The 12,679-nt window shown below is 65.7% G+C and carries 8 protein-coding genes and 1 pseudogene; 8 read left to right on the forward strand and 1 reads right to left on the reverse strand.

The genetic code is table 11. The features are described 5' to 3' along the window. From QH195_RS11485 to QH195_RS11495, 3 genes and pseudogenes are all read left to right on the forward strand, one after another. Positions 1 to 1,584, forward strand: a pseudogene (locus QH195_RS11485) (hypothetical protein); the annotation flags it as partial. Continuing rightward, positions 1,581 to 2,378 carry an ESX secretion-associated protein EspG gene (locus QH195_RS11490; protein ID WP_280435342.1) on the forward strand — a complete coding sequence of 266 codons (798 nt, stop codon included), beginning with the start codon at positions 1,581 to 1,583 and terminating at the stop codon, positions 2,376 to 2,378. The pseudogene QH195_RS11485 and the gene QH195_RS11490, both read left to right, overlap by 4 nt. A 225-nt stretch (positions 2,379 to 2,603) precedes the next feature. Then, entirely contained in the window at positions 2,604 to 3,002 is a 399-nt protein-coding gene (locus QH195_RS11495; RefSeq protein ID WP_280424076.1) for a DUF732 domain-containing protein, read from the forward strand. 90 nt (positions 3,003 to 3,092) lie between these two features. Here QH195_RS11495 and secA read toward each other — a convergent pair whose 3' ends face one another. Beyond that, the gene (gene secA / locus QH195_RS11500) at positions 3,093 to 5,957 is read right to left on the reverse strand and encodes a preprotein translocase subunit SecA (protein WP_280424260.1); all 2,865 of its coding nucleotides are present in this window, start codon (positions 5,955 to 5,957) and stop codon (positions 3,093 to 3,095) included. A 327-nt stretch (positions 5,958 to 6,284) separates the two neighbouring features. Between secA and QH195_RS11505 the strand changes: the two genes are divergently transcribed. The 5 genes from QH195_RS11505 to QH195_RS11525 all read left to right on the forward strand — a co-directional run bounded on the left by QH195_RS11505 (position 6,285) and on the right by QH195_RS11525 (position 12,511). Further along, positions 6,285 to 7,691: a WS/DGAT/MGAT family O-acyltransferase gene (locus QH195_RS11505; RefSeq protein ID WP_280424259.1), complete on the forward strand. Its 1,407-nt coding sequence runs from the start codon at positions 6,285 to 6,287 to the stop codon at positions 7,689 to 7,691. Positions 7,692 to 7,701: 10 nt separating this feature from the next. Further along, positions 7,702 to 8,205, forward strand: coding sequence for a DUF6912 family protein (locus tag QH195_RS11510; RefSeq protein WP_280424264.1), 504 nt, complete (start codon positions 7,702 to 7,704; stop codon positions 8,203 to 8,205). Positions 8,206 to 8,369: 164 nt separating this feature from the next. Next, positions 8,370 to 9,503, forward strand: coding sequence for a ferredoxin reductase (locus QH195_RS11515; protein WP_280435343.1), 1,134 nt, complete (start codon positions 8,370 to 8,372; stop codon positions 9,501 to 9,503). 153 nt (positions 9,504 to 9,656) lie between these two features. Beyond that, positions 9,657 to 11,021, forward strand: a complete 1,365-nt coding sequence (locus tag QH195_RS11520) for a fatty acid desaturase family protein (RefSeq protein ID WP_280424257.1) — start codon at positions 9,657 to 9,659, stop codon at positions 11,019 to 11,021. A gap of 224 nt (positions 11,022 to 11,245) precedes the next feature. Beyond that, entirely contained in the window at positions 11,246 to 12,511 is a 1,266-nt protein-coding gene (locus QH195_RS11525; protein ID WP_280424256.1) for a fatty acid desaturase family protein, read from the forward strand. The last annotated feature ends 168 nt before the right edge of the window (positions 12,512 to 12,679 follow it).

Genomic DNA, 12,679 nt, shown 5'->3' on the forward strand with positions numbered 1-12,679 from the left:
CGCCTGCGCAGCCGCGAGCGCGCCCATCAGCCCGGCTCGCGATATTCCGCGCATCGATGCGGCCGCACAGCCGATGGCCGAGCATACGACGACGAGAAGCAGCGAGCCCGCTTCGGACGGAATCGCTCCGCCGCCGGCACCTCGCTGATCATCGTCCGCGGTAACGACGACCAGAACCAGAACAACAACGAAAACGGGGGAAACCCGAGCCCGGAGGACAAGGCGTACCAGGAAGGCTACGACGAGGGCTACGACCAGGGGCTCGAGGACGGCCGCAACCAGGACGACGACCAGAACGGGCAGGGCTCCGGCCGAGGCGGAGGTCAGGGCGATGGCCAGGGCAGCGGCTCGGGCAGCGGGCAGGGCGGTGACCGAGGCGGCGGCCAGGGGCAAGGCGAAGGACAAGGTCAGGGGCAGGGGCAGGGGGAAGGACAGGGTCACGGACAAGGCCAGGGCTCCGGAGAGCAGAGCGGCGGCCAGGGCGGGGGCGACGGCGGTGGGCAAACCCCCGAGGTGCCGAGTCACGATCAGGCCGAATACGGTTCCGGCGCAGCGACACCCACGCCCCAATCCACCGGCGGGTCCGGCGGAACCGGCGGGGAAACCCCGCCGACGGTCCCCTCGGTACCGGCCGCGGATACCCCGGGCGAGAGCGTGCCCGGCGAGAGCACCCCGGTGACCGGCACCACCATGCCGAAGAATCCCACGGCCGCCGATATCCTCGCCAAGCTCACCGGTATCCCGAAGTCGCTGCTGCCCGACGCGCTGAAGAATATTCCGATCACCGGCAAGGACGGCAAACCACCCACCCTCGCCGACGCGCTGTCGAAGATCACCGGAATCCCCCTCGACCAGATGCCGCCGGAACTGCACGACACTCCGCTCGAATCGCTGTACGAGCAGGATTCACCCTACGGCGCCGTCGAGAGCCTGTTCGGGGCATTCGGTGAGGACATCACACCGGCCGGCGATACCGAGGGAAAGACCGACCCGGAATCGACGATATCCGCGCTGCTCGGCGGTACACCGGAAACGTCGGGAACCGGTTCGGTACCCGGGCAGGAGCAGAACATCTTCGACCGGCTCACGAATATGCTCACCCAGGGCATCCAGGCCTTCACCCAGACCGGAGGCACGCTGCCCGGGCTGGATCAGCTACAGCACATGCTCGACCCGAGTGCGTTGCAGCAGCATCTGGAGCAACTTCTGGACCCCGCGAAATCTCTCGAACCGGCCGCGGGACTCGGCGGTGGCGGGGCCGGTGGCGGCGCGGGTGTCCCGGTAGCGGAATCCGAACCGCTGGCACCGTATCCGGGTACGAAACCCAGTCCGTTCCCCCGCGCCTCGGTCGCCGGTCCGGGTCTGGATCCGGCCGGCTACTCGGGTATCTCGGCTGCCGCCGGTTCACCGGGCGGTTCGCCCGGTATGCCGATGATGGGCGCGCCGGCCGCGGGTACGGGTTCCGCGGGTAATCCCGGGCAGAACAACGGTCACACCCCGGCCGAGTTCCTGGTGTCGCGGGAGAACCTGGACGAAGTCTTCGACGAATCGCCGGCCAAGGTACGGCCGGTGATCGAACAGTGAATCCCACCTGGGCACTGACCGATCTCGAATTCGTCCTGCTGTGTGAGGAACACGGCTGCACCGAACTCCCGGTTCCGTTCACCTTCACCAGCCGAACCTGGCTGGCCGCGGATTATCGGGCGGAGCGGGCGAGAACCCTGCGCGAGCTGCGGGACCGTGACGATGCCGAGCTGGCCGTGCTGGCCGATGCCCTCACCCGTCCGGATGTCACCGTGGTCGCGCAGGCCTGGGATGAACAAGAGCCGGAGAAGCCGGAGGGATGGACCCGCGTCCATGCCGTCCGGCAACGGGCACGGGGTTTCGTGATCACCCAGCGCCCCGGCGAAACGGTCTGGCACAGCGGCGGTTTCGACGTGACCGCCTGCGACCCGCATGCTCTCGCCGAGGCCGTCCTCGACCTGCTGCCGCCCGCGAAGGCCGGGCGGATGCGCCAGATCACCCTGATCGATCCCGAGACGCAACCGGACGCCCGGCCGTTCGTCCCGCTGATCAGCGATGACGACGAACCCGAGGACGACGAGGCATACCGCAGTGAGGCCTATCTGAATACGCCCGCCACCGCGACCGGTTTGGTCCGGGTTTTCCAGGGCCGGTCGATGTTCGGGCCGCGCGGCCGGGTCGACATGGGGCTGCGCTGGCGGGATATGCCCGGCGACGGACGTTATGTCACTTCGCTTTCCGCGGAAGTGCCCGTGGCGACCGGGATGGGTACCAAGGGGATGATCGAATGGGTCCAGGAGCAGGTTGCCGAAGTGCTGCTGCGGTTGGACCGGAATCTCGAACACGAGGAATGAACTCGCAGGTGGCCGCCCGGAAACAATAGAGGTCACCATGTTTCGGCGGTTCTTTCCCGAAGAGCGGACGGCAGGCATCAATTCCCGATACGATGCGCGCGCATCGATGCAGTTCCACCGTGGCGAACCGCGCGGCATCGGCGTGATCGTCCGGATGTAGACGATCCGGATATCTGTGTACGACAGCTGTTCCCCTCCCGCATGTCATCGAGCACAGAAGGAACGATGTTCAGGATATTGATCATCAGCGCGGCAGCGTCCGCACTCCTGTTCGGCGGCTCCCCGGCCGCCTGGGCGCATCCCCATTCCGGCGCCAACCGGCCCGGTGCCCCGGGTACCGCCGGCCTGCAGAACCCAGCCGGCAAGGACGACTCCGTCGCCCAGCTACCCTTCACCGATCGAGAATTCCTCCGGGCCAGCGCCTTCGACGACGAGCCGCGCCCGGTGCAGGACGGGGCCATCGCCCTCGCCCGCGCACAATGTGAATACCTCGACGAATCCGGTAACACCGCGGCGAATCGCACCTACCTCGCCGAGGAGTCCCGCCCCTACGTGGAGTATCCCTATCTCTTCCTACAGGCCGCGATCGGTTCCTACTGCCCACGGCATTCCGCCGGTATCTGAACCGATGCCGCTGCGGCGAAATCGCAGCCGGGCCGCAACCCGAAAACGGCGGCGCCCCACCACTTCGGTGGGGCGCCGCCGTTGCCGGATTCAGTGCTTGCGGCGTGACTTCGGGCCCTTGCCCTGTTTGGTCTGCGCACGCGCCGCCTCACGACGCTCACGGCGCGTCCCCTGCGTCCGGTCCTCGGATTCGGACCCGTATTCCTCGGCGTCGCTGTGCACCGCCGTGGCGCCACCTTCGGCGGGGCCCGAATAGCTCAGTCCGCGCGGACCCGACTGATCGATACCGCGGGCCCGCAGCGCGGGCGGAGCACCGTTGATGATCGGCAGCTTCTCCGTCGGATACTGGCTCTCCGGCGGCAAGGGCTGGGCACCGGCCAGCGCGCCCACCGGCGACCGGAGACCGCCGTCGACCTGCACGCCCTCGGGCTGCGGCTGCTGGACCTCGACCTGGACGTTGAACAGGATGCCGACAGCGTCCTCTTTCAACCCTTCCAGCATGTTCGCGAACATATCGAAGCCCTCGCGCTGGTATTCCACCAGCGGATCGCGCTGCGCCATGGCGCGCAGGCCGATGCCTTCTTTCAGATAGTCCATCTCGTAGAGATGCTCGCGCCATTTACGATCCAGCACCGACAACAGCACCTGGCGTTCCAGTGTGCGCATACTGCCCTCGCCGGCCAGCCCGTCGATCTCGGCTTCGCGCTGCGCATAAGCGGCGTGCGCATCGTCGAGCAAGGTATCGAGCAGTTCTTCGCGGGTCAGTTCCCCGGCCTCCCCGACCTCGGTCTCGCCGGTGAGATCCTGATGTTTCAGGCTTACCGGGTACAGGGTTTTCAACGCTCCCCACAGCTTGTCCAGATCCCAGTCCTCCACATAGCCCTCGGAGGTGGCGCCGTTGACGTAGGCGGTGATCACATCGGTGATCATGCTCTGGACCTGGCCCTCCATATCCTCGCCGCGCAGGATACGGTTGCGCTCGCTGTAGATGACGGTGCGCTGCTGGTTCATCACCTCGTCGTACTTGAGCACGTTCTTGCGGATCTCGAAGTTCTGCTGCTCGACCTGCGTCTGCGCGCTCTTGATGGCCTTGGAGACCATCTTCGCCTCGATCGGCACATCGTCGGGCAGGTTGAGCCGGGTCATGATCGATTCGAGCGCCGCGCCGTTGAACCGCCGCATCAACTCGTCGCCGAGCGACAGGTAGAACCGGGACTCGCCCGGGTCGCCCTGGCGGCCCGACCGGCCGCGCAGCTGGTTGTCGATACGCCGGGAGTCGTGACGTTCGGTGCCGAGCACGTACAGACCGCCGGCGTCCTTCACCGCCTCGGCGTCCTCGGCGACCTGCTTCTTGACCTTCTCCAGGGCATGGAACCAGTTGGCCTGGTATTCCTCGGGCGTGTTCACCGGGTCCAGCCCCTGCTGGCGCAGCAGGGTGTCGGTGATGATGTCCGGGTTGCCGCCGAGCACGATATCGGTACCGCGACCGGCCATATTGGTCGCGACGGTGACCGTTCCGGGCCGTCCGGCCTCGGCGATGATCTGCGCTTCCTTCTCGTGGAACTTCGCATTGAGCACGTTGTGCGGTACGCCGCGCTTGGTGAGCTGTTTGGACAGGTACTCGGAACGGTCCACGCTGGTGGTACCGATCAGCACCGGCTGCCCGGCCTCGTACCGTTCGACCACATCGTCGACCACGGCGTTGAACTTCGCCTCTTCGGTCTTGTAGATGAGGTCGGCCTGGTCGACGCGCACCATCGGCCGGTTGGTCGGGATCGGGATGACCCCGAGATCGTAGATCTGGTGCAGTTCGGCCGCCTCGGTTTCGGCGGTACCGGTCATCCCGGACAGCTTGTCGTAGAGACGGAAGTAGTTCTGCAGGGTGATCGTGGCCAGGGTCTGGTTCTCCGGTTGGATCTCGACCTCTTCCTTGGCCTCGATCGCCTGGTGCATACCCTCGTTGTAGCGACGGCCGACCAGGATACGTCCGGTGAACTCGTCGACGATGATCACTTCACCGTCGCGGACGATGTAGTCCTTGTCGCGGGTGTAGAGCTCCTTGGCCTTGATGGCGTTGTTCAGATAGCTCACCAGCGGCGAGTTCGCCGCCTCGTAGAGATTGTCGATACCGAGCTGGTCCTCGACGAACTCCACCCCGGCCTCGTGCACACCGATGGTGCGTTTCTTGATATCGACCTCGTAGTGCAGATCCTTTTTCAGCAACGGCGCAATTCGGGCAAATTCCGCATACCACTTACTGGAGGCATCGGCGGGGCCCGAGATGATGAGCGGCGTACGGGCCTCGTCGATCAGAATGGAGTCGACCTCGTCGACCACGGCGAAATTGTGGCCGCGCTGGACGAGATCGTCCAGCGAATGGGTCATATTGTCGCGTAGATAGTCGAAGCCGAATTCGTTGTTGGTGCCGTAGGTGATATCGGCGTTGTAGGCCTCGCGCCGCTGCGCAGGCGTCATCCCGGCGAGGATCGCGCCCACCTCGAGACCGAGGAAACGGTGTACCCGGCCCATCCATTCGGAGTCGCGTTTGGCCAGGTAGTCGTTGGTGGTGACGATATGCACGCCGTCACCGCTGATCGCGTTCAGATACGCGGGCAGTACCGAGGTGAGGGTTTTACCCTCACCGGTCTTCATTTCCGCGATATTGCCCAGGTGCAGGGCCGCGCCGCCCATCATCTGCACCTTGTAGTGCTTCTGCTGCAGTACCCGCCACGAGGCCTCACGGGCCACCGCGAAGGCCTCGAGCAGCAGGTCGTCGAGGGTTTCACCGTCGGCGTAGCGTTCCCGGAACTCGTCGGTTTTCGCCCGTAGCTCGGCGTCGGTGAGCGAGGAGAAATCGTCCTCGAGCCGGATCACCTCGTCGGCGAGATGGGAGAGACGCTTGACCATGCGACCCTCACCAAAACGTAGCAACCTCGTCAGTGTCAGCGCAGGCACGAGTCTCGTCAGTCCTCTGGGTCGGTTTCGGCTCCGATGTTCACGGCTGCACTCCGCCCGGCGGTGGTAACCGTCCTTACCGGCGTGCGTAGGTTGGCCGCAGCTTGCTTCATGGTAATGCGGCTCCCATGGTAGGCGTCGCCGCGGACCCGGCCACCGCGCCTTCGTCACATTTACGCCGACCGCGACCCGCGGCAGCTATACCACCGCGAACTATCGCGCAAGCCGGCGAATCGCGTATCGGAAAATCCACACAATGGTGCGGGAACGACTGCGGACTGGTCACAATGGAGTCCGGATTCCGGACTCCGAAGGGCAGACACCAGCGTGATAGCCAGGCTGACACCGCAGGACGCCGACTTCTTCCGGCTGGAATCGACCACGCACCCGGTACACATCGGATCACTGATCGTCCTGGACAACACCACCGGCGACGATCGTCCGCTGGACTACCCGGCATTGGTCGATCTGGTCGAAGCACGCCTGCCCCTGGCTCCCCGGTACCGGCGCAAGGTCCGGCAGGTCCCGCTGTCGCTGGGGCGGCCGGTCTGGGTCGAGGACAGCCGCTTCGACATCACCTATCACATCCGCCGGTCGGCACTGCCCTCACCGGGCAGCGACGACCAGCTGCACGAACTGGTCGCCCGGCTGGGCTCCCGGCCGCTGGACCCGTCCCGGCCGCTCTGGGAGATGTACCTGATCGAGGGCCTGTCCGGTGGGCGCTGCGCCATCTATACGAAGTCCCATGCGGCCCTGGTGGACGGTGTCGCCGCCCTGGAGATCGGGCATGTCGTCGCCGACACCGCCGAATCCCCGCGCGAGATCGCCGACGATCTGTGGCAGCCGGGCCGCGAACCGAGCGATACCGATCTGCTGCTGGGCGCGCTGGGCAACCTCGTCGCGCAGCCGACCTCGGCGGTGGAGGTCCTGCGTGAGGCGGGAGCGAACGCGGCGGGCCTGATCGGTACGGCAGGCCGGACGCTGGACACCGTGGTGTCGGCGGTGCGGTCGGCGGCCAGCAGTACCCCGGACAGCCCGTTGAACGCCCGCACCTGCCGGCAGCGCCGGTTCACCGCCGCGGTGACCGACCTGGCCGATTACAAACGGATCCATCAGCAGGCCGGCTGCACCATCAACGATGTGGTACTGGCCGTGGTGACGGGTGCGTTGCGCAACTGGCTGCTGTCCCGGAACAAGGGCCTGACCGAATCGACCGTGCTGCGCGCGGTGGTGCCGATGTCGGGATACGGCGGCGAACCCCGAACCGGGCGCAGCCTGCCCAGTGAGATCACTCCACTGCTGATCTCGCTTCCGGTGGGCGAACCGAGCCCGGTGATGCGGCTGTCGCATATCGCCCACGCGACCTCGGAGGACGGCCGGCCGCGGCATGCGGTGCGCGCCCGCACCCTGGTACACCTCGCCGGCTTCGCTCCTGCCAGCCTGCACGCCATGAGTGTGCGGGCAGCGAGTACGTTCGCAGACCATACGTTCAATGTGGTGATCACCAACGCGCCGGGCCCGCAGACGCCGATGTTCGTCGGCGGGGCGCGGATGCTGGAGATGTACCCGGTTTCGCCGTTGCTGCGCAACCAGGCGACGAGTATCGGGATCACGTCCTATGACGGACGGGTCTGCTACGGACTCAACGCCGACCGCGAGGCAATGGCCGATATCGGTGTGCTGGCCGCGTCGGTGCCCGAATCGATGGAGGAGTTACTCGGTGCCTGCCTCTGACCGCAAGACCATGCGCGTGTACGTACCGGCGACGGTGTCGATGCTGCGGGACCTCGTGGACAAACGCGAACTGCACCCGGTGGGCGGGACCGCGTTCGCGCTCACCCCCGCCCTACGGGAGGCCTACGCGTCGGGCGACGACGAGGAGCTCGCGGAGGTCGCCATGGCGGAGGCGGCGCGGGCGTCGCTGCGGCTGCTGGCCGACGAGGTGCACAGTTCGTCGGCGCCGATGTACCGGCGCGCGGTGATCGCGGTCGACGTGACGGACGCGACCCTGCGGCCCGACCTCGACGATGCCGTCGTGAAGCTGGACGGCCCGATCGAATACAAGCGGGTCGGCTCGGTCCATATGGACCTGGCCGAAGCCGAATCCGCCGTGGCCGAGGCCGTGGACATCATCGACGCCGCGGATCTGGGCGACGAGGACGCGGAATTCGTGCTGGGTGACGCCGAGGACCACCAGCTGGCCTGGTACGCCACGCAGGAACTGCCCTTCCTGCTCGATCTGCTCTGACGATCGTCCGGTTCGCCGCGCTCTACCGGGTCTCGGACCCCGCCCGGTACGAGCGCCCGATAGTTGTGACGGCGCACGAACCCCGGACAACCTACGATGCCGTAACCTGTGGGCAGGCGGTCGCCGCAGGTGGCCACGAACGACAGAAGGACGACACGGCACCGATGTTTCTCGAGAATGTCCGCGAGTGGCTGGAAGCTCCGGCGGCCGAGGTCGCCGAACGCGGCGGACGGCTCAACGTCCTGCGCGGGGCGGTGGCCCGGGCGACCACCCCGCTGCTGCCCGACGACTATCTGCATCTGGCCAATCCGCTGTGGTCGGCCCGGGAACTCCGCGGCCGCGTAGTGGACGTTCGCAAGGAAACCACCGATTCGGCGACCCTGGTGATCAAACCCGGCTGGGGTTTCGATTTCCGGTACGAACCCGGCCAGTACATCGGTATCGGCATCCTGGTCGACGGTCGTTGGCATTGGCGGTCCTATTCGCTCACCAGCCCGCCGGACTGGAACGATCCGCGCTACGGCAAGAAGGTCATCGCCATCGCGGTGAAGGCGATGCCGGAGGGTTTCCTGTCCAGCCATCTGGTCAACGGCGTCACCCCCGGGACCGTGGTCCGGCTGGCGGCCCCGCAGGGTGCGTTCGTCCTGCCGTCACCGCCGCCGCCGAAGGTGCTCTTCCTCACCGCGGGTTCCGGGATCACGCCGGTCATGTCCATGCTGCGCGCCCTGGATCGCCGTGACTCGGTGACCGACGTGGTCCATATCCATTCGGCCCGGAGCGCCGAGGAGGTCATGTTCGCGGACGAGCTCGCCGACCTGCACCGGCGGCATCCGGGCTTCGTGTCGCATATCCATCTCACCGCGGACCAGGGCAAATTCGCCCCGGCCGCGCTCGACGAGCTGTACCCGGACTGGCGGGAACGACAGACCTGGGCATGCGGACCGCTGGGCATGCTCGACGAAATCGAGAAGCACTGGCGCGCGGCCGGCTTGGACGGCGCGCTGCATGTCGAGCGATTCGAGGTGGAACGGTCGGCGACCACCGAGGGCGGCACCGTCACCTTCGGGAAAACGGGTCGCACCGCAACAGTCGACGGCGCCACCACACTGCTGGAGGCCGGCGAATCCGCGGGTGTTCAGTTGCCGTTCGGCTGCCGGATGGGTATCTGCCAGACCTGTGTGGTCACCTTGACCTCGGGGCATGCCCGCGATCTGCGCAACGGCACCGAACGTTTCGAAGGTGAAAAGGTGCAGACGTGTATTTCGGCGGCGGCCGGGAACTGCACCCTCGACGTCTGACCGAACCACACCCTCGGTGAACACCGCGCCCAGGTACGCTCGGGGTGTACCGCAGGGGCACTTCCCGGAACCCGGGAAGATCACGGAATCACATACTCGATCCGAACCGTACCGCTCTCGGTTACGCATATCGCGCTTACAGAAGGGACGCCGGTGGCCATCACCGACATCAGAGCCTTTGCCCACCTCACGGCCGCGGATGTCGAGATGCTGGGTCAGGAACTCGACGGTATCCGGCAGTCGGTCGAACAGTCCCTGGGTGAACGCGATGCCCGCTACATCCGGCGCACCATCGCCGCCCAGCGCGGTCTGGAGTTCGCGGGGCGGGCCGTTCTTTTCGGCAGCCGGAACCGCTGGGCCTGGCTGGCCGGGACCGCGCTGCTCTCGGTTGCCAAGATCATCGAGAATATGGAACTGGCACACAACATCAGCCACGGCCAGTGGGATTGGATGAACGATCCCGAGATCCACTCCACGAATTGGGAGTGGGATATGACCGGCCCGTCGGCACAGTGGCGGCGCGCCCACAACTATTCGCACCACACCTACACCAATGTGCTCGGCCGCGACGAAGACCTCGGCTTCGGCATTCTACGGATGACGCGCGACGAGCAGTGGCGGCCCGTCCACCTGGTGCAGCCGATCGCCAATATCGTCCTGGCGGCGGCCTTCGAATGGGGGATCGCCCTACATGATTGGAAGATCGAGAAACAACTGTCCGGGGTGCCGCGCTTCCAGCTCGATTCCGAACCGAACAAACAGTTCGGCCGCAAGATCGCGCGACAGGTCGCCAAGGACTTTCTCATCTATCCGGCACTCACCGGTCCCGCCTTCACCGCCACGCTGAAGGCCAACGCCACCGCGAACCTGATCCGCAATCTGTGGGCCTACGCGGTCATCTTCTGCGGCCATTTCCCCGACGGTGCGGAGAAGTTCACCGAAGAACAACTCGCAGGCGAGACGCGCGGTGAATGGTATCTCCGGCAGATGCTGGGTAGCGCCAATTTCTCCGCCGGGCCGGTGATGGGGTTCATGAGCGGCAATCTCAGCTACCAGATCGAGCACCACCTCTTCCCGGATCTGCCGAGTAACCGCTACCCGCAGGTCGCGGTGGCGGTACGCGAGCTGTGCGAGAAATACGATCTGCCGTATACGACCGGGTCGCTGGGTAAGCAGTATCTGCTGGCTTTCCGCACCATCCACAAACTGGCCCTGCCGGATCGATTCCTGCGGCGTACCGCCGACGATGCGCCGGAAACCTCGTCGGAACGCAAATTCGCCGGTCTCACCGTGCACTCCGGCGCCGAACACCGGCCGTGGAGTATCGATCCGGCCACCGGCAAACGGCGGGGTTTGAAATCGGCGCTGTCGGAGGCGAAGCTCGCCCTGCGGGCCAAGGCCGAGCACGAGAAGGAAGTTCTGCGCACCGCCCAGCGTTCGATGCGGGCCAAGGCCCGGCACGAGCGGGATCTGCTGCGGCGAGCCCGGCACGCCCTACGCCGAGCGAATACCGGGTAGTCGCCTGCCCTGCCGGATATTTCGCCGCGCGGCCGCGTGCATTCCGGTGTAACGTCCGCCCGGAATCCGTCGATGATTCGATCGAGCTGCCACGGTGACCCACGCCATCGGCATTCCGTCTCGGCATAGCACCCGCCCATTGGGATCTGCAATAGGGCGCACGCCACATTTTCTACCGATATCCCCAAACCTACGGTGTCGTAACTTACGGTAGGGTAGCCCGCATGGCTATATCGGATGTCAAGGAATACGCACACCTCACCGAGGCGGATGTGGAAGCGCTCGGAGCAGAGTTCGACGCGATTCGCCGAGACATCGAATCCACCCGCGGCGAGCGCGACGCCCGCTATATCCGGAATGTCATCCGTTTGCAACGCGCGCTCGAAATCAGCGGCCGTACCGTACTGTTCGCCAGTTTTCTACCCCCGGCCTGGCTGGCCGGCGTGGCACTGCTGGGCACCGCCAAGATCATCGAGAACATGGAGATCGGGCACAACGTGATGCACGGCCAGTGGGACTGGATGAACGATCCGGAGATCCACTCCACCCACTGGGAATGGGATAACGCGGGTCCGTCCAAACACTGGAAGCACACCCACAACTACCTGCACCACAAGTACACCAATGTCCTGGGCATGGACGACGATATCGGCTACGGCCTGCTGCGGGTCACCCGCGATCAGCGTTGGAAGCCCTTCAATATCGGTAACCCGGTCTACAACCTCGTCCTGCAATCGCTGTTCGAATACGGTGTCGCGATCCAGCACCTGGAACTCGGCAAGATCGCGGCCGGGAAGGTGCAGCCCGGAACACCGGAACGGGCCGAATTCGACCGGAAGGTCGACGAGGTCGTGGCGAAGATCAAAAAGCAGGCGTTGAAGGATTACGTCGTCTTCCCGCTGCTGACGGGCCCCTCCTTCTTCCACACCCTCACCGCGAACCTGGCGGCGAACGTCATCCGCAATATCTGGTCCAATGCCGTGATCTTCTGCGGTCATTTCCCCGACGGCGCCGAGAAGTTCACCAAGGCCGATATCGACAACGAGACCCACGCGCAGTGGTACCTGCGGCAGATGCTGGGCAGCGCCAATATCTCCGGCGGCAAGCTCATGCATTTCATGACCGGCAATCTGAGCCACCAGATCGAACACCATCTCTTCCCGGATCTGCCCAGCAACCGGTACGCGGAGGTCGCGGTCCGGGTACGGGAACTGTGCGATAAATACGACCTGCCGTATACGACCGGTTCCCTGCCCGTCCAGTACTTCAAGGCGTGGCGGACCATCCTGAAGCTGTCGCTGCCGAACAAGTATCTGCGCCACACCGCAGACGATGCGCCGGAAACAGCCTCGGAACGACGGTTCAACGGCCGAGCCGTCGCCACGGTCGACCCGGTGACCGGGAAACGACGGGGCCTGCGTACCGCGATCGCCGAAGGCCGCCGACGGCTCTCGCGGCGCTCCCCCGCCCCGGTTCCCGCCGCGTCGTAAGCGCCCCCCGGGCCGGGCTTGCCGCGGCCCCGTGTTCACCCAGCCGATCGTGGATGTGCTCAACGAAAAAGCCGCGGTGGATATTGAGGTGGCCAACGCCCATCCGGCCCGGGATACGGTGGTGGCGGGGGGGGCGGGGGGCGGGGGGCGCGGGTTTTTAAACGGTGG

Source organism: Nocardia carnea (genome assembly GCF_029868855.1).
In the GTDB taxonomy this organism is placed as follows: domain Bacteria; phylum Actinomycetota; class Actinomycetes; order Mycobacteriales; family Mycobacteriaceae; genus Nocardia; species Nocardia carnea_A.

Coding starts and splice junctions, on each gene's coding strand:
- QH195_RS11495 (WP_280424076.1), top strand. CDS start 2,604: ATGTTCAGGATATTGATCATCAGCGCGGCAGCGTCCGCACTCCTGTTC.
- QH195_RS11510 (WP_280424264.1), top strand. CDS start 7,702: ATGCGCGTGTACGTACCGGCGACGGTGTCGATGCTGCGGGACCTCGTG.
- QH195_RS11515 (WP_280435343.1), top strand. CDS start 8,370: ATGTTTCTCGAGAATGTCCGCGAGTGGCTGGAAGCTCCGGCGGCCGAG.
- QH195_RS11525 (WP_280424256.1), top strand. CDS start 11,246: ATGGCTATATCGGATGTCAAGGAATACGCACACCTCACCGAGGCGGAT.